Source organism: Microbacterium sp. K2 (assembly GCF_051365005.1).
Classification (GTDB): Bacteria; Actinomycetota; Actinomycetes; order Actinomycetales; family Microbacteriaceae; genus Microbacterium; species Microbacterium foliorum_B.
This window is the reverse complement of sequence record NZ_JBLWII010000001.1, coordinates 859,081-880,652: the sequence shown is the minus strand read 5'-3', so window position 1 is coordinate 880,652 and position 21,572 is coordinate 859,081. Positions and strand designations below refer to the sequence as shown.

21 protein-coding genes and 1 tRNA gene are annotated in these 21,572 nt (G+C 67.6%); 17 read left to right on the top strand and 5 right to left on the bottom strand.

All coding sequences use genetic code 11. The annotated features are described in order from the left end of the window. Nucleotides 1-125: 125 nt before the first annotated feature. Both ACLKOY_RS04485 and ACLKOY_RS04480 read right to left on the bottom strand, forming a co-directional pair. Nucleotides 126-198, bottom strand: a tRNA-Arg gene (locus tag ACLKOY_RS04485). Between the two features lie 16 nt (nucleotides 199-214). Next, nucleotides 215-1,024, bottom strand: a complete 810-nt coding sequence (locus tag ACLKOY_RS04480) for an SGNH/GDSL hydrolase family protein (RefSeq protein WP_436452599.1) — start codon at nucleotides 1,022-1,024, stop codon at nucleotides 215-217. Nucleotides 1,025-1,094: 70 nt separating this feature from the next. Between ACLKOY_RS04480 and argS the strand changes: the two genes are divergently transcribed. Then, a complete protein-coding gene (gene argS / locus ACLKOY_RS04475) occupies nucleotides 1,095-2,759 on the top strand; it encodes an arginine--tRNA ligase (protein WP_436452598.1) in 1,665 nt (554 codons plus the stop codon). A 39-nt stretch (nucleotides 2,760-2,798) separates the two neighbouring features. Beyond that, nucleotides 2,799-3,659, top strand: a complete 861-nt coding sequence (locus tag ACLKOY_RS04470) for an LmeA family phospholipid-binding protein (RefSeq protein WP_436452597.1) — start codon at nucleotides 2,799-2,801, stop codon at nucleotides 3,657-3,659. Nucleotides 3,660-3,662: 3 nt separating this feature from the next. On the opposite strand, the gene ACLKOY_RS04465 is transcribed toward ACLKOY_RS04470, so the two are convergent. After that, nucleotides 3,663-4,727 (bottom strand): YihY/virulence factor BrkB family protein, encoded by a 1,065-nt coding sequence (locus tag ACLKOY_RS04465; protein ID WP_436452596.1) that lies wholly within the window; start codon nucleotides 4,725-4,727, stop codon nucleotides 3,663-3,665. A 150-nt stretch (nucleotides 4,728-4,877) separates the two neighbouring features. Between ACLKOY_RS04465 and lysA the strand changes: the two genes are divergently transcribed. From lysA to ACLKOY_RS04435, 6 genes are all read left to right on the top strand, one after another. Next, nucleotides 4,878-6,287, top strand: a complete 1,410-nt coding sequence (gene lysA, locus ACLKOY_RS04460) for a diaminopimelate decarboxylase (RefSeq protein WP_436452595.1) — start codon at nucleotides 4,878-4,880, stop codon at nucleotides 6,285-6,287. A 66-nt stretch (nucleotides 6,288-6,353) separates the two neighbouring features. After that, a complete protein-coding gene (locus tag ACLKOY_RS04455; protein WP_436452594.1) occupies nucleotides 6,354-7,661 on the top strand; it encodes a homoserine dehydrogenase in 1,308 nt (435 codons plus the stop codon). Between the two features lie 2 nt (nucleotides 7,662-7,663). Then, entirely contained in the window at nucleotides 7,664-8,593 is a 930-nt protein-coding gene (thrB, locus tag ACLKOY_RS04450; RefSeq protein WP_436452593.1) for a homoserine kinase, read from the top strand. A gap of 197 nt (nucleotides 8,594-8,790) precedes the next feature. Beyond that, a complete protein-coding gene (gene rho, locus ACLKOY_RS04445; RefSeq protein WP_436452592.1) occupies nucleotides 8,791-10,749 on the top strand; it encodes a transcription termination factor Rho in 1,959 nt (652 codons plus the stop codon). 11 nt (nucleotides 10,750-10,760) lie between these two features. Next, the gene (gene prfA, locus ACLKOY_RS04440) at nucleotides 10,761-11,840 is read left to right on the top strand and encodes a peptide chain release factor 1 (RefSeq protein WP_436452591.1); all 1,080 of its coding nucleotides are present in this window, start codon (nucleotides 10,761-10,763) and stop codon (nucleotides 11,838-11,840) included. A gap of 53 nt (nucleotides 11,841-11,893) precedes the next feature. Next, the gene (locus ACLKOY_RS04435; RefSeq protein ID WP_363570973.1) at nucleotides 11,894-12,304 is read left to right on the top strand and encodes a hypothetical protein; all 411 of its coding nucleotides are present in this window, start codon (nucleotides 11,894-11,896) and stop codon (nucleotides 12,302-12,304) included. 16 nt (nucleotides 12,305-12,320) lie between these two features. On the opposite strand, the gene epsC is transcribed toward ACLKOY_RS04435, so the two are convergent. Together epsC and cysK are read right to left on the bottom strand one after the other, a co-directional pair. Further along, a complete protein-coding gene (epsC, locus tag ACLKOY_RS04430; RefSeq protein ID WP_436452590.1) occupies nucleotides 12,321-12,890 on the bottom strand; it encodes a serine O-acetyltransferase EpsC in 570 nt (189 codons plus the stop codon). Between the two features lie 8 nt (nucleotides 12,891-12,898). Then, nucleotides 12,899-13,837 carry a cysteine synthase A gene (gene cysK / locus ACLKOY_RS04425; protein WP_436452589.1) on the bottom strand — a complete coding sequence of 313 codons (939 nt, stop codon included), beginning with the start codon at nucleotides 13,835-13,837 and terminating at the stop codon, nucleotides 12,899-12,901. A 99-nt stretch (nucleotides 13,838-13,936) separates the two neighbouring features. Here cysK and prmC point away from each other — a divergent pair, with 99 nt between their 5' ends. The 9 genes from prmC (at nucleotide 13,937) to atpA (ending at nucleotide 21,564) form a co-directional block, all read left to right on the top strand. Then, the gene (gene prmC / locus ACLKOY_RS04420) at nucleotides 13,937-14,797 is read left to right on the top strand and encodes a peptide chain release factor N(5)-glutamine methyltransferase (protein ID WP_436452588.1); all 861 of its coding nucleotides are present in this window, start codon (nucleotides 13,937-13,939) and stop codon (nucleotides 14,795-14,797) included. A 48-nt stretch (nucleotides 14,798-14,845) separates the two neighbouring features. Further along, complete coding sequence (locus ACLKOY_RS04415) at nucleotides 14,846-15,553, top strand: L-threonylcarbamoyladenylate synthase (protein ID WP_140036783.1); 708 nt, start codon at nucleotides 14,846-14,848, stop codon at nucleotides 15,551-15,553. Continuing rightward, nucleotides 15,550-16,722, top strand: a complete 1,173-nt coding sequence (locus tag ACLKOY_RS04410; RefSeq protein WP_363570963.1) for an MraY family glycosyltransferase — start codon at nucleotides 15,550-15,552, stop codon at nucleotides 16,720-16,722. Before ACLKOY_RS04415 ends, ACLKOY_RS04410 begins: the two co-directional genes overlap by 4 nt. Next, nucleotides 16,719-17,294 (top strand): hypothetical protein, encoded by a 576-nt coding sequence (locus ACLKOY_RS04405; RefSeq protein ID WP_436452587.1) that lies wholly within the window; start codon nucleotides 16,719-16,721, stop codon nucleotides 17,292-17,294. Before ACLKOY_RS04410 ends, ACLKOY_RS04405 begins: the two co-directional genes overlap by 4 nt. A gap of 146 nt (nucleotides 17,295-17,440) precedes the next feature. Further along, on the top strand, nucleotides 17,441-18,226 hold the full coding sequence (gene atpB / locus ACLKOY_RS04400) for a F0F1 ATP synthase subunit A (protein ID WP_140036785.1): 786 nt from the start codon (nucleotides 17,441-17,443) through the stop codon (nucleotides 18,224-18,226). Nucleotides 18,227-18,269: 43 nt separating this feature from the next. Further along, nucleotides 18,270-18,506 (top strand): ATP synthase F0 subunit C, encoded by a 237-nt coding sequence (gene atpE / locus ACLKOY_RS04395; protein ID WP_042541851.1) that lies wholly within the window; start codon nucleotides 18,270-18,272, stop codon nucleotides 18,504-18,506. A 27-nt stretch (nucleotides 18,507-18,533) separates the two neighbouring features. Further along, nucleotides 18,534-19,088: a F0F1 ATP synthase subunit B gene (locus tag ACLKOY_RS04390; RefSeq protein ID WP_140036786.1), complete on the top strand. Its 555-nt coding sequence runs from the start codon at nucleotides 18,534-18,536 to the stop codon at nucleotides 19,086-19,088. Then, the gene (locus tag ACLKOY_RS04385) at nucleotides 19,088-19,876 is read left to right on the top strand and encodes a F0F1 ATP synthase subunit delta (protein WP_436452586.1); all 789 of its coding nucleotides are present in this window, start codon (nucleotides 19,088-19,090) and stop codon (nucleotides 19,874-19,876) included. The genes ACLKOY_RS04390 and ACLKOY_RS04385 overlap by 1 nt, the downstream gene beginning before the upstream one ends. Before the next feature lie 47 nt (nucleotides 19,877-19,923). Beyond that, nucleotides 19,924-21,564 carry a F0F1 ATP synthase subunit alpha gene (atpA, locus tag ACLKOY_RS04380; protein WP_140036788.1) on the top strand — a complete coding sequence of 547 codons (1,641 nt, stop codon included), beginning with the start codon at nucleotides 19,924-19,926 and terminating at the stop codon, nucleotides 21,562-21,564. Nucleotides 21,565-21,572: the final 8 nt, after the last annotated feature.

Sequence of the window (21,572 nt, the reverse complement as noted above, 5' to 3'; positions counted from 1 at the left end):
ATGCAAGCACGAACGGTCAGCATTCGCTGACCACCAACGAGAAAAGCCGCCTGAAACCAGGCGGCTTTTCTCGTATTGATTGGTGACGCGTACGAATCTGCGTTCGTTCCACGAACAACCCTGTGTGCCCCCGACAGGAGTCGAACCTGCGACCTACGGTACCGGAAACCGGCGCTCTATCCACTGAGCTACGGAGGCGTACCGATCGACAATATCACTGCTCGGGAGTGGTCTCCGACTCACCGGCCTCGGTCACCGGCGCGTCGCCCAGTTCGCCGAGGGCGGCGGCCAGCTTCTCGGCGAGGTAGCGGTGGCCGTCGGTCGACGGATGCTTGCGGCCCACCTCGACGTCGATGACCGACAGATAGTTCTGGTCGGTGATCCACGCCTGCGCGATGGGGGAGATGTACCACCAGCTGCGAGCCGCGGCGAGTTCGGTGAGATCGGCGTCGATGCGAGCGGTCTCGGCCCCCACAGGAAGCTCGTGCGGTGCGGGGCCGAGGATGACGATCGTCGCCTCCGGATACTTCGCTGCCATCGCGTCCCAGGCGGCGGTGACGGCTTCTCTGTACCCGGCCTCGCCCTGGGCGCGGTCGTTGATCGACCCCTGCAGGACGATCAGATCGGGGGCGAGCGCGGGATCGAGAGCGGCGATGCGCTCGCCGAAGGCGGGGCCGTCGAGTCCGGGCTTGAGATAGCCGCTGCCGCGGACGCCGTTCACGATCGTCTCGCCGTCGATCAGGTCGGCGAGCCGATACGCGTAGCCGAGGGTCGGGTCGGTCGCGGCCGAGCCGTAGGTCCAGGAGTCGCCGAAGACGAGAACGGTCGGATGCTCGGGAAGGAGAAGCGGAGCAGGCGCGATCTCGATCGCCTCCTGCTCACCTGCCGCGGCACCGACGGGAGTCGAGGACGGCACCGGAACCCACGGGCGCCAGACGCCGAGGACGACTGCGGCGAGCGCCAGGATCACGGCGACGGCGAGGGCTGCGACGGGCAGTCGACGACGGGCGGGTGCGGCCTTCATGGCATGACTGTAGATCACGATCCCGCCCCCGCAAATTCGGGCGCGTGACGCGCCGTAAACTGGGAGGCCTATGAATCCTGAAACGCTCGCCACAGCCCTCCTCGCCGTCCTCGCACCGATCGCCGAGGAACGACGTCCTGGCGAGCCCCTCGCGCTCACCGCCTCGGACATCGTCTTCGAGCGCCCCCGCAACCGCGACCACGGTGACTGGGCCTCGAACATCGCGATGCGCCTGGCGAAGCCGTTCGGCACGAATCCGCGTGAGCTCGCGCAGCAGATCGCCGACGGACTCGCGCAGGTCGACGGCGTGCAGAGCGCCGAGGTCGCGGGTCCCGGGTTCATCAACATCCGCCTCGATGCCGCTGCCGCCGGTGCCCTGGCGAAGGTGATCGTCGAGGCGGGCGCCGAGTACGGGCACAACGACACCCAGGCCGGGCATTCGATCAACATCGAGTTCGTGAGTGCGAATCCGACCGGACCGCTCCACATCGGCCATACCCGCTGGGCAGCGCTCGGCGATGCGATCGCCCGTGTGCTCGCGGCCTCCGGAGCGCAGGTCGCCAGGGAGTACTACATCAACGACGCCGGGGTGCAGATGGAGCGCTTCGCGAACTCGGTGCTGGCCGCCGTCAAGGGGGAGCCCACCCCCGAGGGTGGGTACGCCGGCAGCTACATCGGCGACCTGGCGGCGCGTGTCCTCGCAGCGCGGCCCGACCTGCTCGATCTTCCCGACGACGAGCAGGTGGTCGTGACTCGCGAACTCGCATACGGGTTCCAGCTCGACGAGCAGAAGCTCTCGCTCTCGAAGTTCAACGTCGACTTCGACGTGTGGTTCTCGGAGCGCACACTGCACGCGAAGGACGACGAGGGAATCAGCTTCGTCGACCGCGCCGTCGACCGCCTTCGCGAGCAGGGCCACGTGTTCGACGACGAGGGCGCGGTGTGGGTGCGCACGACCGACTTCGGCGATGACAAGGATCGTGTGATCCGTCGCTCCAACGGCGAGTACACCTACTTCGCCGCCGACGCCGCGTACTACCTCAACAAGGGCGACCGAGGATTCGAGTACAAGCTGTATCTGCTGGGTGCCGACCACCACGGGTACGTGCATCGCCTCAAGGCGATCGCGGGCGCGGCGGGGGAGGACCCCGAGAAGAACGTCGAGGTGCTGATCGGGCAGCTCGTGTCGGTGGGCGGAGCACGGCTCAGCAAGCGCGCCGGGAACATCATCGAGATGGACGATCTGCGCGAATGGCTCGGCACTGATGCACTGCGCTATTCGCTCGAGCGCTCGCCTGCCGATTCGCCTCTCGCGCTCGACCCCGAGCTGCTGCAGAAGCGCACGAACGACAACCCGGTGTTCTACGTCCAGTACGCGCACGCCCGCACGCACAACGTCGCGCGCAACGCCGCCGATTCCGGGGTGGATCGTTCGGAGTTCGCACCCGAGACGCTCACACACGAGACCGAGAGCGCGCTGCTCGGCGCTCTGCAGGAGTTCCCGCGCATCGTGGCGTTCGCCGCTGAGGTGCGCGAGCCGCACCGCGTCGCGCGCTACCTCGAGGAGCTCGCGGGCCTGTATCACCGCTGGTACGACAACTGCCGGGTCATCCCGCAGGGCGATGACCCTGTCGAGACGGTGCACCGCACGCGTCTGTGGTTGAACGACGCTGCGGGACAGGTCTTCCGCAACGGGCTCGACCTGCTCGGCGTGTCCGCTCCAGAGCGCATGTGACTCCTGCTGCCGTCCGGCGCCGTAGGGCAGGATGGCAGCATGAGCGACGACAATCACACCCTTCCTTACCCCGCTGCGGATTCCGAGCATCCGACGCTCGTGATCCCCGGCGGGAGGGACGGTGCGGCTGTCGACGGTGTCGCGTCACCCGCACGCACACGCAAGCGGTGGCCGTGGGTGCTGCTGATCGTCGTGGTGGTGCTGGCCGGTCTCGTCGTCGCGGCGGAGTTGATCGCGCGGGCTGTCCTGCCCGGCATCGTCCGGGGGATCGTGATCGAGCAGCTCGACCTTCCCGCTGACCAGGAGCTCGCGGTCGAGGCCGACGGCATCCTGCTGCCTCAGCTGATCGGCGGAACTCTCGACAGCCTGCACCTCTCCACCGATTCCGTGACTCTCGAAGGCATCACGGGGGCCGTCGACGTCACTGCCACCGGTGTCCCGCTGCGCGGCGGCGATCTGCGCGACGCATCAGGCACCATCCGCATCGACGAGTCGCAGTTCACGACGTTGCTCTCGAACACCGACCTGCCCATCGACACGGTCACGCTCGAGACGCCGAACGCGACGGTGTCCGGCTCCGTGAGCGTGCTGGGCATCGCGATCCCGATCTCCCTCACGGTGACTCCCGGCGTCGCAGAGGGAGACCTCGAACTGACTCCTGTCGGGCTGACGATCGGCGGGCTCGAGGTCGACGCGGATCAGGTCGGCTCTACCCTCGGCGCACTCGGAGAACAGCTCACCCAGACGCAGCGCATCTGCATCGCCGATCAGCTGCCCGCCGGCATCACACTCACCGACCTCGAGATCGATGGAGCGGAGGCGGTGATCGACGTCGACGTCGACGGTGCCATCGCGACCGACGAGAGCCTGTTAGAGAAGGGCACCTGCCCTCAGGGGTGACGCTCAGTCGTCGTCGGAGCCGTCGGAACCGAGACGGGCGTCCCGCTCCGCCTTCTGGGCCGCGCGAAGCTCCGACGTCGCGAGCGCGACCTCGGCCTCGGCGCGCTGCACGCGTCGCTGCGGGAAGGTCGTCGCGCCGAACCGGGCATGCACGCGGTCTTTGCGCTCCTCTTCCGACGTGACGATGTAGGCGCAGGAGATCAGGATGACCTGCGTCGACAGGTTGAGCCAGATCAGCAGCGCGAGCAGTGTGGCGAAGGACGCGAGCAGCGGATTGCTCGTCGCGCCGCCGATGAACAGTCCGGAGAGCTCCTGCAGCACGAGCAGACCGACGCCGCCGATGAGGGCTCCGATCCAGAGAGAGCGCCCCGATGGGCGGAGACCGGAGAGCAGCCGGAACACACCCGCGATGAGCACCGTGTCGAGCGCGAGCACGACGACCAGCGAGACGATCCGAATGCTCCAGGACGCGACGGGTGAATCCTCGGTGATGCCGAGCAACCCGCTGATCCACGTGATTCCGAGCCGGCCCGCGAAGGTCACGGCGGCTGCGGCGACGAACAGCACGGCGACACCCGCCGCGAGCAGCAGGTTGCGGAGCATGACCCAGATGAACAGCGCATCCGCGTGTGCAGTGCCGGCGAGGACGCGCACCGCCGTGCGCAGCGACCCCACGGCGCCGAGCGCCGAGCCGATCAGAGCGATCGTCGAGACCGCGCCGGCGATCGACAGCGAGATCGGCTCCTTGAGATCGTCAGGATCCACCACGCCGCCCTCGCCGATGAGGCCGGGCACGACGGCCTGGACTGCGGAGATGATCGCGTCCCAGACGTCCGGGTTGCCGGCGAGCCACAGCGCGGCGATCGAGAAGCCGAGAAGGACGGCGGCGAACACGCTGAACAATGCGCGGTATGTCACACTGTCGGCCAGCATCGGACCCCGGCGCTCGGAGTAGAGCAGGAAGGCCCGCACCGGGCGACGTGTCAGAGCCCAGCGGATCGCCGCAGTGCTGACGCGCGCGATCAGGCCTGGGCGTCGGGCATCGGGTGCTGCGGATTCGGTGCTCATCTCCACCACCTTACGAGTCAGCAGGATGTGTCCGCAGGGGGTTGACGCCGAGCGTCACCATGACTGATGCGGCATCCGCCGTGCCCTAGAATCGGGGGCAACCTCGCAGTGCGCGCATCCGCCCGAGACTCGTCCCACGATTGGTGTTCCTTGCTTTCCCCTGCCGACTCGCTCGCCCCGGAATGGCTCGTCGTGCCCGACGACGCGAATGATCTTCCCGCCGCTGTGTGGCCGGCCTCCGCAGTGCGCGGTGCCGACGGAGCGCTGCAGATCGCCGGGATCTCCGCGACCGCTCTCGCCGAGACGTACGGCACGCCGCTGCTGGTGATCGACGAGGACGAGGTGCGTTCCCGCGCTCGCGCCTTCCGCTCGGCTTTCGACACGGCTGCGGCCGACCACGGAACGACCGCTCAGGTCTACTACGCGGGCAAGGCGCTGCTGACCACGACGATCGCGCGCTGGGTGATCGACGAGGGGCTCCGCATCGACGTGTGCACCGGCGGCGAGCTCGAGGTCGCGCTCGCTGCGGGCGTCTCTCCGGCATCGCTGGGCTTCCACGGCAACAACAAGTCCGTCGCCGAACTGGAGCGCGCCGTCGACGTGGGCATCGGCACGATCATCGTCGACAGCGCGATCGAGATCGAGCGTCTGGCGGCGATCACCGCCAGGACCGGCGCTGTGCAGCGCGTGCTGGTGCGGGTCATCAGCGGCGTGCATGCCGAGACCCATGATTTTCTCGCGACGGCTCACGAAGACCAGAAGTTCGGCTTCCCGCTGCCTGAGGCCGAGCAGGCTGTGGCCCGCATCCGCGAGATCCCGGGCCTCGAGTTCGCCGGACTCCACTGCCACATCGGATCGCAGATCTTCGGCGTCGCGGGCTTCCGTGAGTCAGCGTCGCGCGTGCTCGAACTGCACGCCGCCCTGCTCGAAGGCGGAGCGGTTCCTCAGCTCAACCTCGGCGGAGGGTTCGGCATCGCATACACGAGCGTCGACGATCCCACGCCGATCGAGACGCTCGCGGGTGAGATCGTCGCCGCTGTCGCCGAGGGCTGCGACGCGCGCGGCATCGCCATGCCGGCACTGTCGTTCGAGCCCGGCAGAGCGATCGTCGGCACTGCCGGGGTGACGATCTACGAGGTCGGGACCACCAAGGACGTCGCGCTCGACACCGGAGCGACCCGGCGGTACATCAGCGTCGACGGCGGCATGAGCGACAACGCCAGGACAGCACTCTACGAAGCGCAGTTCTCGGCTCGCCTCGCCTCGCGGCTCGGCACGGGCTCGCCGCAGCTCAGCAGGGTGGTCGGCAAGCACTGCGAGTCCGGCGACATCGTGGTCGACCACGAGTACCTTCCCGCCGACGTGTCTCCGGGCGACCTGCTGGCTGTTCCCTCCACCGGTGCCTACTGTGCGCCGCTCGCCAGCAACTACAACCACGTCCCTCGCCCTCCGATCGTCGCCGTGCGTGATGGCCGGTCGGCGATCATCGTCCGCGGTGAGACCATCGCCGACGTCCTGTCACGCGATGTCGGCATCGAGGCCTCCGAGCGCCACGGGTGATCCGCGCGACGAACGACGCGGTTCCCGACGTAGCACGACTGAACAACCCTCCCAAGGAGAGATGCAATGACGACTGAGTACCGACGACTTCGGGTGGCACTCCTCGGCGCCGGAGCGGTCGGCTCCCAGGTGGCCGACCTCCTGCTGCGCCACGGCGACGAACTCGCCGACCGTGCGGGTGCCACGCTGGAGCTGGCCGGCATCGCGGTGCGCAACCTCGATGCGCCGCGTGAGACCGATCTACCCAGGGAGCTGTTCACGACGGATGCCGAGTCGCTGATCCTCGGCTCCGACATCGTGATCGAGCTGATCGGCGGCATCGAGCCTGCCCGCACGAGCATCCTCCAGGCGATCGGCTCCGGTGCCGACGTGGTGACGGCCAACAAGGCGCTGTTGGCGACCCACGGTCCCGAGCTGTTCGAGGCGGCCGACCGCGTGGGCGCATCCGTCTACTACGAAGCGGCCGCAGCCGGCGCGATCCCGATCATCCGCCCGTTGCGCGACTCGCTCGCCGGCGACCGCGTGGTGCGCATCATGGGGATCGTGAACGGCACGACCAACTACATCCTCGATCGCATGGACACCGAGGGTGCCGATTTCGCAGACGTGCTCGCCGACGCGCAGCGCCTCGGATACGCCGAGGCCGACCCGACTGCCGACATCGAGGGGTTCGACGCTGCGCAGAAGGCGGCGATCCTCGCGAGCCTCGCTTTCCACACGGCGGTGCCTCTCGACGCGGTGTACCGCGAGGGCATCACGACGATCACGGCGTCGATGATCGAGGAGGCGCGAGCGGCCGGCTTCGTGATCAAGCTGCTCGCCGTGTGCGAGCGCATCGAGGCCAACGGCACCGAGTCGATCTCGGTGCGCGTCTACCCGGCACTCGTCCCCAAGTCGCACCCGCTCGCTTCCGTGCACGGCGCCAACAACGCCGTCTTCGTCGAGGCCGAGGCGGCAGGTTCGCTGATGTTCTATGGCGCAGGTGCGGGCGGAGTGCAGACGGCATCCGCTGTGCTCGGAGACGTCGTGTCGGCGGCTCGCCGGCACATCGCCGGCGGCGTCGGCGTGGGGGAGTCCACCAGGGCGAACCTCCCCGTGGTGCCGATCGGTCACGTCACGACCCGCTACCAGATCACACTCGAGGTCGCGGATGCTCCGGGCGTGCTCGCGACCGTCGCCGGCATCCTGAGCGACGGAGCGGTCTCGGTCGCCACCGTCGTGCAGACCGTCGAAGGGGAGGACGAGCCGACCGCTCGTCTCGTGATCGGCACGCACCGGGCCACGGATGCCGCACTCAGCGCCACGGTCGATGCTCTCGCCGGCAGCTCTGTCGTCGAGCGGGTCGTCTCGGTGCTCCGCGTGGAAGGCGAGTGACAATGGCAGCGGGGCGCACGGTCGAGGTGACCGTCCCGGCGACCAGTGCCAATCTCGGCCCCGGTTTCGACACCCTCGGACTCGCGCTCAGCGTCTACGACACTCTGCTGGTGACCGAGCTCCCCGCGGGAGCGCTCGAGATCGAGGTCTCGGGTTCCGGAGCCGCCGAGATCCCGCGTGACGACTCGAATCTCATCGTCCGCACGATCGCGCACGTCTACGCCGACGTCGATCGGCCTCTTCCGGGGCTGCGCATCGTCGCCGAGAACGGCGTGCCGCACGGTCGTGGACTCGGCTCCTCCGGTGCGGCGGTCGCAGCGGGCATCCTCGCCGCCAAGGGTCTGCTCGAGGGCGACGTGGAGATCGGCGACGCCGACATGCTGCGCCTGGCCACCGAGATCGAGGGACATCCCGACAACGTGGCGCCTGCGCTGTTCGGCGGGCTGACGATCGCGTGGATGGGTGAGCGCGGCGCGCAGCACAAGAAGCTGCTCGTGCACCGTGGTGTCTCGCCGCTCGTGCTCGTGCCGTCATACACGATGTCGACCTCGAAGGCGCGATCGCTGCAGCCCCCTCAGGTCTCGACGGCAGACGCGGTGTTCAACGTCTCGCGTTCGGCCCTGCTCATCGCCGCACTCACGCAGAGCCCTGAACTGCTGCTCGACGCCACGGCTGACCGCCTGCACCAGGACTACAGGGCGGAGGCGATGCCTGAGACCCAGCGGCTGGTTCAGGCGCTCCGCGCGGCGGGCTTCGCCGCTGTCGTCTCGGGTGCAGGGCCCAGCGTCCTCGTGCTCGCTGACGGCCCCGGAAGCCGTCAGGACGCCGTGGAACTGGCCGAATCCACGACCGACACCCCGTGGGACGCGCTGCTGCTCGCGGTCGACGTACGTGGTGGTACAGTGGGGAATCGAGCGGAGGGCTCCACGTAACTGCGTGAATCTGGCCCCATTGCAACTCTGCAAGAACCGCACGCAAACCCCTGTCGCACTGCTCTCACCGAGAACCTCGTTCTTTTCGAGAACCCAGTGCAGAGGCTGGCTGACGCCGAGCGTCAGTCCGTGCGATCGCGCGCAGCACCCGTTGTGTGCGTGCCGCTCATGTCCCCGAGACCGAAGAGGGAGTACTCGTGGAGAATTTCTCCGAGACCCAGAACGACCAGGCGGCACCTGCGGCCGAGGCTGCGGCAAAGGCCGCGAGCTCCGACGCCGCGACGACTGCCGCGACTGAGGTGGCACCTGCCCGCAAGCGCGCACCGCGCCGCGCGAGCACTGCGACTGCCGCCGCGAAGGCCGAGAAGGCAGCCGCATCGGCTGACGGCGCACCGGCAGCCGAGGCCCCCGCAGCCGAGGCCCCCGCCGCCGACGCGGCCCCCAAGGCCAAGGCCCCCCGCCGCAGTCGCGCGAAGAAGGCCGACGCGGACACCGCCGAGGCGCCCGCCGCAGCCGAGGCTCCTGCAACCGCCGCACCGGCGACCGCCGAAGCCCCCGCGGCGAAGACCTCCGACGGCAGCGAATCCGCTGACGCGGCCGGCTCCGCGGATGCCGCAGGCTCCTCCGACGAGCCGAAGAAGACCACCGGCCGCGGACGCCGCACGGCGAAGAAGCCTGCGGCCGAGACCGAGGCTCCGGCGACCGAGAAGCCCGCTGACGCAGCACCGGCCGATACGGCCCCCGCCGCAGACTCGTCCTCCGACTCCGCTGACGGCGGCGAGGAGCAGGGCGGCCGCAACCGCAACCGCAACCGCAGCCGCAACCGCGGTCGTGGCCAGAACGGCACCGGACAGGGCAGCGAGCAGCAGCCGCAGCAGCAGAACGCGCCGGCCGAAGACGAGGGTGGCAACGGCCGCAACCGCCAGCGCAACAAGCGTCGCGGCGGCGTGCCGACCGACGAGTTCGACACCGAGATCGGCGAGGACGACGTGCTCGTTCCGATCGCCGGAATCCTCGACGTGCTCGACAACTACGCGTTCGTGCGCACGACCGGCTACCTCGCCGGCCCGAGCGACGTATACGTCTCGCTCGGACAGGTCAAGAAGTACAACCTGCGCAAGGGCGACGCGATCGTCGGTTCGATCAAGCAGCCGCGCGAAGGCGAGCAGCAGGGTCGCCAGAAGTACAACGCCCTCGTGAAGGTCGACTCGATCAACGGCCTGTCGATCGACGACGCCGCGACCCGCGTGGAGTTCGGCAAGCTCACCCCTCTCTACCCGCAGGAGCGTCTGCGCCTCGAGACGGTGCCCGAGAAGCTGACCCAGCGCATCATCGATCTCGTCGCTCCGATCGGCAAGGGACAGCGCGGCCTCATCGTCGCACCGCCCAAGGCCGGCAAGACGATCGTCCTGCAGCAGATCGCGAACGCGATCGCGCAGAACAACCCCGAGGTCCACCTCATGGTCGTGCTCGTCGACGAGCGCCCCGAAGAGGTCACCGACATGGAGCGCACGGTCAAGGGCGAGGTCATCGCCTCGACGTTCGACCGTCCGGCCGAAGATCACACCACGGTCGCCGAGCTCGCCATCGAGCGCGCCAAGCGTCTCGTCGAGCTGGGCCGCGACGTCGTCGTGCTGCTCGACTCGATCACGCGCCTCGGCCGTGCATACAACCTCGCGGCCCCCGCGTCCGGCCGAGTGCTCTCGGGTGGTGTCGACGCCTCGGCGCTGTACCCGCCCAAGCGCTTCTTCGGCGCTGCGCGCAACATCGAGAACGGCGGATCCCTCACGATCCTCGCCACGGCTCTCGTCGAGACCGGCTCCAAGATGGACGAGGTCATCTTCGAGGAGTTCAAGGGCACCGGCAACAGCGAGCTGCGCCTGTCGCGTCAGCTCGCCGACAAGCGCATCTTCCCGGCCGTCGACGTGAACGCGTCGAGCACCCGCCGCGAAGAGATGCTGCTCTCGACCGACGAGGTCAAGATCACCTGGAAGCTGCGCCGAGCCCTCGCGGGCCTCGACCAGCAGCAGGCGCTCGAGGTGGTCCTGGGCAAGCTCAAGGAGACCCACTCGAACGTCGAGTTCCTGGTGCAGATGCAGAAGTCGATTCCGACGCTGCCCTCGGGTTCGCACGGACACGACAGCAACATCCGCTGAGCGGAGCCGGAGTGTTCGAGTCCGTCCAGACTCTGATCGACGAGCATCGCCGGGTGCAGGAGGAACTCTCCGACCCGGCGGTGCACGCCGATGCTGCTCGGGCGAAGCGCGTGAACCGCCGCTACGCCGAGCTGTCGAGGATCGTCGCCGCCTACGAGGCGTGGGCGGCGACATCCGAAGATCTCGACGCCGCGCGTGAGCTCGCCCGTGAGGACGAGGCGTTCGCTGCCGAGGTCCCGTCGCTCGAAGAGGACCTGCAGTCGGCGCAGGAGAAGCTCCGGCGACTCCTGATCCCGCGGGATCCCGATGATGCTCGCGACGTGATCATGGAGATCAAAGCGGGGGAGGGCGGTGCCGAGTCGGCGCTGTTCGCCGCCGATCTGCTGCGCATGTACATCCAGTACGCGGCCTCCAAGGGATGGAAGACCGAGCTGCTCGAGCGCAACGAGTCCGACCTCGGCGGCTACAAGGACGTCCAGGTCGCGATCAAGGGCTCCTCGACCGACCCCGCTCAGGGGGTCTGGGCGCACCTCAAGTACGAGGGCGGCGTTCACCGCGTGCAGCGCGTGCCCGCCACCGAGTCGCAGGGGCGCATCCACACCTCGACCACCGGAGTGCTGGTGTTCCCCGAGGTCGATGAGCCCGATGAGATCGCCATCAACCAGAACGATCTGAAGATCGACGTGTTCCGCTCATCGGGCCCGGGTGGCCAGTCCGTGAACACGACCGACTCGGCTGTGCGCATCACCCACCTGCCGAGTGGCATCGTCGTGTCTATGCAGAACGAGAAGTCGCAGCTGCAGAACCGTGAGGCGGCGATGCGCGTTCTGCGCGCACGACTGTTGGCGAAGCAGCAGGAGGAGCTGGATGCCGCGGCGTCAGACGCGCGCAAGTCGCAGATCCGCGGGATGGATCGTTCTGAGCGCATCCGCACGTACAACTTCCCTGAGAACCGGATCGCCGACCACCGCACCGGTTTCAAGGCGTACAACCTCGACCAGGTGATGGACGGTGCGCTCGAGCCCATCATCGAGAGTGCGATCCAGGCAGACGAAGAGGCGCGACTCGCCGCAGTGGGCTCCGACTCCTGACTTGACGCCCCGCCGGTCCTGCCGCGGCGCACGGGGAGCGATATGCTCAGGCCGTGATCACCCTTCTGTTCCGTGCGCTCATGTATCTCGTGTCTGCAGGCCTCGGCCTCATCGTCGCCGATCTCGTGCTCGAGGGCTTCCAGATCGAGTGGGACAAGTGGTGGGGGTTCGTGGTCTGCATCGTGATCTTCGCGATCCTGCAGAGCGTGCTCGCACCCTGGGTCAGCAAGATCGCAGATCGCTATGCGCCGGTCCTGATGGGCGGCATCGGGATCTTCTCGACGCTGATCTCCCTCATCATCGTCGTCCTGCTGCCGATCGGCGGGTTGCGCATCGTCGATCTCACGGGTTGGCTGCTCGGATCCGTGATCGTCTGGCTCATCACCGCGCTGGGCAGTGTGCTGCTGCCGTTGATCTTCCTGCGCAAGAAGGTCGACAAGGCCCGGTCGCGCCGCGGCGCGTGAGGCCCTCGCGAGAGCGTCAGATCGAATAGTCCGGTGCGGCGAGCACGGCTCTGGTGTCCTCACCGATGATCCGCGCCCGCGGCTTCGCCGGTACACCGACGAGGATGCTGTCGGCCGGCGCGTCACGGGTCACCACGGCGTTCGCCCCGACCACCGATCCCGCACCGATCGTGACCGGACCGAGGATCTTCGCCCCCGCGCCGACGGCGACGCCGTCGCCGAGAGTGGGGTGTCGCTTACCGGAGTCCCGCGTGCGGCCTCCGAGTGTGACCCCGTGATAGAGCATCACGTCGTCGCCGATCTCGGCCGTCTCGCCGATGACCACACCCATACCGTGGTCGATGAAGAAGCGGCGGCCGATCCGCGCCCCCGGGTGGATCTCGATGCCGGTGAGCCATCGCGAGATCTGCGAGGTGGCTCGAGCGACGAGGCGCAGCCGTCTGCGCCAGAGCGCATGCGAGACGCGGTGCGCCCAGATCGCGTGCAGACCCGGATACAGCAGGGCCACCTCGGCGTCGCTGCGCGCCGCGGGGTCGCGAAGGCGTGCTGCCGCGACGTCCTCGCGCATTCGGCCGATCATGCCCATCGAGCGGATCAGCCTTCGCGAAGATCTTCGTACAGGGCGGTCGAGAGGTATCGCTCGCCGAACGAGGGGATGATGACGACGATGGTCTTGCCCGCAGCCTCGGGGCGCTGGGCGACCTGCAGCGCGGCCCAGATCGCGGCGCCGCTCGACATGCCCACGAGGATGCCCTCCTTGCGCGCGGTCTCACGCGCGACACGGATGGCGTCGTCGAAGGTGACGTCGATGACCTCATCGAGGACGTCGCGATCGAGGATCGGGGGCACGAAGTTCGGTCCGATGCCCTGGATCTTGTGCGGTCCCGGGTGTCCCTCGGTGAGAATCGGGGAATCCTTGGGCTCGACGGCGACGATCTGCACGCCCGGGACGCGCTCCTTCAGCACCTGCCCGACCCCGGTGATGGTGCCACCGGTGCCGATCCCGGCGACGAGATAGTCGACCGAGCCCTCGGTGTCGCGGAGGATCTCCTCGGCCGTGGTCTTGCGGTGGATCGCGGGGTTCGCCTCGTTGGCGAACTGCTTCGCCAGCACCGCACCCGGCGTGCGGGCGGCGATGGCCTCCGCCTCAGCCAGAGCGTGCGTCATGCCCTTGGTGGGGTCGGTGAGCACGAGTTCGGCACCGAATGCCTTGAGGAGCATGCGCCGCTCCTTCGACATCGATGCGGGCATGGTGAGGATCACCTTGTAGCCGCGCGCGGCGCCGACCATCGCCAGCGCGATGCCGGTGTTGCCGCTGGTCGCCTCGACGATCGTGCCCCCGGGCTTCAGCTCGCCCGAAGCCTCAGCGGCGTCGACGATCGCGATGCCGAGCCGGTCCTTGACGCTCGAGGCCGGGTTGTAGAACTCGAGCTTGGCCAGCACCGTGGCGCCGAGGCCCTCGGTGACGCGGTTCAGGCGTACCAGGGGAGTGTTGCCGAAAGCGGTGGTGATGTCGGAGTGGATGCCGGTCATGGGGAGAGCCTTCCTGTGCGGGGGACTGCGCGCTCCAGCCTATGCGAGGGGCCTGGAGGGGTGGGCAATATGACACCTGCCGCGCTCTACGCTGGATCCATGCCCGATCTCTCCCTCGCCTCCGTCGTGCACGCCGCGGCCAGACAGCTCGCCGATGCGGGCATCGCGGATCCTCTCGTCGACGCCGAGATGCTCGCCGGTCACGTCCTCGGACTGCGACGAGGAGAGGTCCAGGCCGCCGTCATCCGCGGTGATGCGGTCGACGAGGCGGATGCAGAGTCGTTGCGTGCCCTCGTCACCCGCCGCGCGGCGCGTGAGCCGCTGCAGCACATCACCGGGACCGCGCCGTTCCGGCATCTGGAACTCGCCGTGGGGCCGGGAGTCTTCGTGCCCCGTCCTGAGACCGAGACCGTCGTGCAGTACGCGATCGACGCGTTGCTCGGGTCTCCGCTGCCCGACCCCATCGGCATCGACCTCGGCACCGGCAGCGGCGCGATCGCTCTCGCCATGGCCACCGAAGTGCCCCATGCGCGGGTCTTCGCGACAGAGCTCTCGTCCGACGCATATCCGTGGGCCGTGCGGAACACCGCGGGCGTGGAGAACCTCACCCTGGTGAATGAAGACCTGGCGCATGCGTTCCCCGAGCTCGACGGCACGGCGTCCGTCGTGATCTCCAACCCCCCTTACGTCCCTGATGCCGCTGTTCCTCGCGACCCCGAGGTGCGCCTCTTCGACCCCTCGATGGCGCTGTACGGGGGAGAAGACGGTCTCGACGTCGTGCGCGTGCTCAGCGTGCGCGCCCTGGAGCTGCTGCATCCGGGCGGATTGCTGGTCATCGAGCACGGCGAGTTGCAGGGCGAAGAGATCCGCAGCATCCTCACCCGCGACGGATGGCGGGCGGCTGCGACGCACCGCGACCTCACCCTGCGAGACAGAGCGACGACCGCTCTGCGCCCGTGAGACGCGGACACGAACTGCACAGGCATCCCCAACTAGAATCGGATCGTCATGTCCTCCATCTTCGATTGCGGCGATGAGGCCCAGCTCCTCGCCGGCATGCGCCACGCCCGCCAGGCGATCAGTCGCGGCGAACTCATCGTCATGCCCACCGACACGGTCTATGGCGTCGCTGCCGATGCCTTCTCGCCGGCAGCGGTGCAACGTCTCCTCGACGCCAAGGGACGAGGGCGCAACCAACCCCCGCCCGTCCTCATCGGCACGAAGGAAACTCTGCATGCGCTCGCAGAGTCGGTACCGGAGCCCGTCCAGCGTCTCGTCGACGAGTTCTGGCCCGGTGGTCTGACCATCGTTCTGCCCGCGCAGCCGTCCCTCGTCTGGGATCTGGGCGACACAGAGGGCACGGTCGCCGTCAGGATGCCCGAAGGGCGGGTCGCACTCGAGCTGCTCGCCGAGACGGGACCGCTCGCGGTCTCCAGCGCCAACCTCACCGGTCGCGAGTCGGCGATATCGGCGCTCGACGCCGAGCGCATGCTCGGCGACAGCGTCTCGGTCTACCTCGCAGACGGCATCAGCCGTGATGGGATCGCATCGACGATCGTCGACGCTACCTCGCTGGTGCCCCGCGGCGCTGAGCCCACCACGGGCGGCGTGCGCATCCTCCGAGTCGGCGCGGTGAGCCGTGAGCGGCTGGAGGAGGTGCTCGGCGACCTGCTCGAGCCCGAGGCTCAGGCACCGGAATCGGACGGGGATTCGTGAAGCAGTACCTCTTCACGATCATCCTGACCGCCGCGATCACATTCGCGTTGACCTGGGCGGTCTGGCGGCTGAGCCTGCGGTTCAAGCTCTATCCGACCATCCGCGAGCGGGATGTGCACACGACCCCCACTCCGCGTCTCGGCGGGGTCGCGATCTTCCTCGGCATCGCCGCCGCGATAGGGTTCTCGGCCGCGAACCCGTTCTTCGCCACCATGTGGATGCCACCGCAGACGATGTGGTCGATCCTCGCCGCGTCGCTGCTGATCGCCGTCATCGGCGTCGTGGACGATTTGTGGGATCTCGACTGGATGATCAAGCTCGGTGCGCAGTTCCTCGCGGCGGGGATCATCACCGTGGGCGGTGGTCTGCAGATCCTCTCGCTGCCGTTCGGCGATCTGATCGTGTTCTCGAGCTGGCTGAGCATCACCATCACGATGTTCGCGATCGTCATCGTGATGAACGCGGTCAACTTCATCGACGGCCTCGACGGGCTCGTCGCCGGAGTCTGCCTGATCGCCAACGGAGTCTTCTTCGCGTACTCCTACATCCTGACGCGTGACACCGGCGCATCCAGCTACTTCAACCTCGCCTCGTTCCTGGCGGCCGTGCTGATCGGCGCATGCCTCGGATTCCTGCCCTTCAACTGGAGTCCGGCCAAGCTCTTCATGGGCGACTCGGGGGCGTTGGTCCTCGGCCTGCTGATGGCGACGTCCGCGATCGCCGTCACCGGACAGCTCGAGCCCTCCGCCCTCGACCCGGAGCGCCTCGGACGTTCGCAGCTCCTCGGCGCGTTCATCCCGATCCTGCTCCCGCTGCTGGTGGTGCTGCTGCCGCTCCTCGATTTCGGCCTGGCCGTTCTGCGCCGCATGAACGCGGGCAAGTCGCCGTTCTCTCCCGATCGCAAGCACCTGCACCATCGCATGCTCGACCTCGGCCACCGCGACCGCGACGCCGTGCTGATCTTCTACGCCTGGACGGCGGTCATCTCCCTCGCCGTCCTCCTCATGTACGTGGGTGCCCGCGAGGACTGGCCCGGCCAGTACCTCCCCGGAGTCGTGTTCGGCCTCGTGGGGATCGCCGCATGCCTCGTCATCACCCTGAACCCTCTGCGCCGACGGAAGCCCGCGGCGTCTGCTGAGCCCGACCCGACACCCGTGGAGTCCCCGTGAGCCCGAGCCCTGTTTCCAGCAATCCGATCCTGCGGAGGACGCTGCTCTGGTCCGCCCTCTCGATGGTGGTCCTCGCGATCCTCGCCGGAGTGATCGGTCTTCTCGTCGGCGGGGGAGAGGGCCTCGTGAGCGGCCTGCTCGGCGTCGTGCTCGCCATGCTGTTCCTCGGCATCACGGCGCTCAGCATCCTCATCGCCAACCGCTGGTTCGGCGACCCGCTCTACGTGCAGCTGTTCTTCGCGATCGTGCTGGGCGGCTGGCTGCTGAAGCTCGGTGTGTTCCTCGTCGTGATGATCCTCCTGGCCGGTCAGCCCTGGCTGAATCCCATGGTCTTCTTCCTCTCGATCGTCGCCGGCGTGATCGTGTCGCTGGTGATCGACGTGATCGTGCTGACGCGTATGCGACTGCCCAATGTGAGTGACGCGTCTCTGCCCACTGAGGCGCCGAGCGACTACGCCCCCGGCGTGCAGCTGCCCACCGTCGTGCCCGAGGATCGCGCCCCGGGTCGCCACAACCTGATCCCCGAGGTCCGCGATCAGGACGGGCCTGCAGAAGAGGCTCCGCGGTCTTAGGACACCCTCAGATTCTGATAGTGTTATCACGTGCCCGCCGCTCGTTCGCGAGCGCTTGCGCTTGAAGCACACCGACCATCGTCGCCCCGGTTCTGACCGGTGCCCCGAAGCTGGAGCCCGCGCTGTTCAATCTTGCTGCGACCCTGATGCCCAAACTCGCCTCTGACGGCGAGTTCCACGGACCTTCGATCGACGAGTTCTTCCCGGAGATCCTCTTCAACGCGTTCGGGGTCATCCCCGTCCACCGGATCCACCTCGTGCAGTTCCTCGCCGTCGTCGTGGTGGTGCTGCTCCTGGTTCTCGGAACCCGCCGCATGAAGATCGTCCCCGGACGCTTCCAGAGCGTCGTCGAGATGGGGCTGGACTTCGTCCGCACCAACATCGCGCACGACCTCCTCGGACGCAAGGACGGCACCCGATTCCTGCCGATCCTCACCACGATCTTCTTCATGGTGCTGTTCATGAACATCACGGGAATCATCCCCTTCCTGAACATCGCCGGCACGAGCATCGCGGCCGTGCCGCTGACGCTCGCACTCGTGAGCTACTTCACGTTCATCTACGCGGGTATCAAGAAGAGCCCGCTCGGCTTCTTCAAGAACGCACTGTTCCCGGCCGGAGTTCCGTGGCCGGTCTACATCATCGTGACGCCGATCGAGTTCCTCTCGACCTTCATCATCCGGCCCGTCACGCTGATGCTCCGACTCCTGATGAACATGGTCGTCGGCCACATGCTCCTGGTGCTGTGCTTCGCGGCTACCCAGTTCTTCTTCTTCACCGCAGGTGGCGGCTGGGCCGCTCTCGGTGTCGGAACCCTCGCCTTCGGCGGCGCATTCACTCTCTTCGAGATCCTGGTCGCCGTCCTCCAGGCATACGTCTTCACCGTCCTCACCGCGGTCTACATCCAGCTCGCGGTCGCAGAAGAGCACTGAGCGGGTCGGCAACTGCCGTCCCACCCAACGAAAGGAAAAACCCGTGGACGCTACTACGGTTCTCGCAGACATCAACGGTCACCTCGCATCGGTCGGCTACGGCCTCGCAGCGATCGGTCCGGCCATCGGCGTGGGCATCGTCGTCGGCAAGACCATCGAGGGCGTCGCCCGTCAGCCCGAGCTGGCCGGTCGCCTTCAGGTCCTCATGTGGATCGGTATCGCCTTCACCGAGGCGCTTGCATTCGTCGGCATCGCCGTCGGATTCATCCCCTTCCCGTAATCTCTACCGACTTCTGAAGGAGACAGGATGCTGAACGCTCTTGTCACGAACCTCGCGGCTGAGGGAGAAACGCCTAACCCGCTGATCCCCGCGTGGTACGACATCATCTGGTCGGGTCTGTGGTTCCTCGTCATCCTCGTCGTCGTGTGGAAGGTCGCCCTTCCGAAGTTCACGGCGATGCTCGACAAGCGGTCCGCCGCCATCGAGGGCAACATCGCCAAGGCTGACGAAGCACAGAAGCAGGCTGAGGCCGCGCTCGAGGAGTACACCCGGCAGCTCGCCGAGGCACGCACCGAGGCCGGTGAGATCCGTGAGGCCGCCCGCGAGGACGGCAAGAAGATCGTCGCCGAAGCCAAGGAGGCCGCGTCGAGCGAGGCTGCTCGCATCACCGCGACCGCGCACACGCAGATCGAGGCCGAGCGTCAGACCGCTCTCGTCTCGCTGCGCAGCGAGGTGGGCTCGCTCGCCATCGACCTCGCCGGTGGCGTGGTCGGCGAGACGCTCTCCGACGATGCACGTGCGACCGCAGTGGTCGACCGCTTCCTCGCAGACCTCGAAGCATCCGAGAAGGCGGCTCAGTAATGGGCAGCGCGACCACTCAGGCACTCGCGGCATCCGCTCAGACGCTTGCCGCAGCGAAGGACGTCACCCTCGACACGGCACGGGAGCTGTTCGCAGCTGCGCGTGCCGTGACGGAGTCGTCTCATTTGAGCGGCGCGCTCGCCGACGCCTCGGCTCCGGTCGAGGCGCGACAGAACGTCGTCGCAGCGGTGTTCGGCGGTTTCTCTCAGGACGCCCAGAGCGTCTTGAAGACCGTCGTCGCCGAGCGCTGGTCTTCGGCTTCGCAGCTCGTTGACGGCATCGAGGAGCTCGCCATCCGGGCTGCGGCGATCGCCGAGCCCCAGGCCGACATCGCGGGAGAGCTGTTCGGCTTCACTCGCGTGATCGCCGCGAACGCGGAACTCGAGCTCGCGCTCGGGAGCCGCCTCGGGGGAGAAGACGCCAAGGGCGCACTCGTCGACAAGCTGCTCGCAGGTGGCGTCAGCGACGCGACTGCGGTGATCGTCTCGTCGCTGGTGCGCCAGCCTCGCGACCGCCGCGTCCGTCAGATGCTCGGTCGGGCAACGCGGGTCGTCGCAGATCAGGGCGACCGCGTGGTGGCCACGGTGCACAGCGCCAAGCCGCTCACCGATGCACAGCGCACTCGTCTCAGCGACGCACTCTCGCGTCGTTACGACGGCAAGATCTCGCTCAACGAGGTCTCTGACCCCGCCGTCGTCGGAGGCCTGCGCGTGCAGATCGCCGATGACGTCATCGACGGCAGCATCTCCGCCCGTCTCGCCGATCTTCGCCAGAAGCTCGCCGGCTAACACGACTTCGCGCGGGGAACCGCGCACCCAGATACAAAGGGAAGACAATGGCAGAACTATCGATCAGCCCCGACGTCATCCGTGACGCGCTGAAGGACTTCGCCGCAGCATACGAGCCCACTGGGGCCGCGGCGACCGAGGTCGGCACCGTCATCGACGCGGCAGACGGCATCGCGCACGTCGAGGGACTTCCCGGCGTGATGGCGAACGAGCTCGTCACCTTCGCAGACGGCACCAAGGGACTCGCGCTCAACCTCGACGAGCACCAGATCGGTGTCGTCGTGCTCGGCGAGTTCACCGGCGTCGAGGCCGGTCAGGAAGTCACCCGCACGGGTGAGGTCCTCTCCGTTCCGGTCGGCGACGGCTACCTCGGCCGCGTGGTCGACCCGCTGGGCAACCCGATCGACGGCCTCGGCTCGATCGCAACCGAGGGCGTGCGTGAGCTCGAACTCCAGGCTCCCGGCGTCATGCAGCGCAAGTCGGTGCATGAGCCGATGCAGACCGGCATCAAGGCCATCGACGCGATGATCCCCGTCGGCCGCGGTCAGCGTCAGCTGATCATCGGCGACCGCCAGACCGGCAAGACGGCCATCGCGATCGACACGATCATCAACCAGAAGGACAACTGGGAGTCGGGCGACGTCAACAAGCAGGTTCGCTGCATCTACGTCGCGATCGGCCAGAAGGGCTCGACCATCGCTTCGGTGAAGGGCGCGCTCGAAGAGGCCGGCGCCCTGGAGTACACCACGATCGTGGCCGCTCCGGCATCCGACCCCGCGGGCTTCAAGTACCTCGCCCCCTACACCGGTTCGGCCATCGGCCAGCACTGGATGTACGGCGGCAAGCACGTCCTCATCATCTTCGATGACCTGTCGAAGCAGGCTGAGGCCTACCGTGCCGTGTCGCTCCTCCTGCGCCGTCCGCCGGGCCGCGAGGCGTACCCGGGTGACGTGTTCTACCTGCACTCGCGTCTCCTCGAGCGTTGCGCCAAGCTGTCCGACGAGCTCGGCGCAGGTTCGATGACAGGTCTTCCGATCATCGAGACCAAGGCGAACGACGTCTCGGCGTACATCCCGACCAACGTGATCTCGATCACCGACGGCCAGATCTTCCTGCAGTCCGACCTCTTCAACGCCAACCAGCGTCCCGCGGTCGACGTGGGCATCTCGGTGTCGCGAGTCGGTGGCGACGCTCAGGTCAAGTCGATCAAGAAGGTCTCCGGAACGTTGAAGCTGGAGCTCGCGCAGTACCGCTCGCTCGAGGCATTCGCGATGTTCGCATCCGACCTCGACGCGGCCTCGCGTCGTCAGCTCTCCCGTGGTGCGCGTCTCACCGAGCTGCTCAAGCAGCCTCAGTACTCGCCGTACCCCGTCGAGGAGCAGGTCGTCTCGATCTGGGCCGGCACGAAGGGCAAGCTCGACACCATCGAGGTCTCCGATGTCCTGCGCTTCGAGCGCGAGCTGCTCGACTACCTCCGTCGCAACACGAAGGTGCTCGAGACGCTGCGCGACACGAACGTCCTCGACGACGACACTGTCGCCGAGCTCGAGAAGCACACTGACGCTTTCATCCTGGAGTTCCAGGGTGGCAAGGGACACGCCATCGGCGCTCCCGGCCACGAGGAGCACGCTGCAGCAGAGGCTGAGGACGTCAACCAGGAGAAGATCGTCAAGGGTCGTCGCGCGTAACCGCGTGA

Bases quoted from the DNA above. Each gene is read 5' to 3' on its own strand.
- atpB (WP_140036785.1), top strand. From the start codon at position 17,441: ATGCCCAAACTCGCCTCTGACGGCGAGTTCCACGGACCTTCGATCGAC.
- argS (WP_436452598.1), top strand. From the start codon at position 1,095: ATGAATCCTGAAACGCTCGCCACAGCCCTCCTCGCCGTCCTCGCACCG.
- ACLKOY_RS04480 (WP_436452599.1), bottom strand. From the start codon at position 1,024: ATGAAGGCCGCACCCGCCCGTCGTCGACTGCCCGTCGCAGCCCTCGCC.
- prmC (WP_436452588.1), top strand. From the start codon at position 13,937: ATGCCCGATCTCTCCCTCGCCTCCGTCGTGCACGCCGCGGCCAGACAG.
- ACLKOY_RS04455 (WP_436452594.1), top strand. From the start codon at position 6,354: ATGACGACTGAGTACCGACGACTTCGGGTGGCACTCCTCGGCGCCGGA.
- ACLKOY_RS04385 (WP_436452586.1), top strand. From the start codon at position 19,088: ATGGGCAGCGCGACCACTCAGGCACTCGCGGCATCCGCTCAGACGCTT.
- cysK (WP_436452589.1), bottom strand. From the start codon at position 13,837: ATGACCGGCATCCACTCCGACATCACCACCGCTTTCGGCAACACTCCC.
- thrB (WP_436452593.1), top strand. From the start codon at position 7,664: ATGGCAGCGGGGCGCACGGTCGAGGTGACCGTCCCGGCGACCAGTGCC.
- atpA (WP_140036788.1), top strand. From the start codon at position 19,924: ATGGCAGAACTATCGATCAGCCCCGACGTCATCCGTGACGCGCTGAAG.
- epsC (WP_436452590.1), bottom strand. From the start codon at position 12,890: ATGGGCATGATCGGCCGAATGCGCGAGGACGTCGCGGCAGCACGCCTT.
- ACLKOY_RS04415 (WP_140036783.1), top strand. From the start codon at position 14,846: ATGTCCTCCATCTTCGATTGCGGCGATGAGGCCCAGCTCCTCGCCGGC.
- ACLKOY_RS04470 (WP_436452597.1), top strand. From the start codon at position 2,799: ATGAGCGACGACAATCACACCCTTCCTTACCCCGCTGCGGATTCCGAG.
- ACLKOY_RS04390 (WP_140036786.1), top strand. From the start codon at position 18,534: ATGCTGAACGCTCTTGTCACGAACCTCGCGGCTGAGGGAGAAACGCCT.
- ACLKOY_RS04465 (WP_436452596.1), bottom strand. From the start codon at position 4,727: ATGAGCACCGAATCCGCAGCACCCGATGCCCGACGCCCAGGCCTGATC.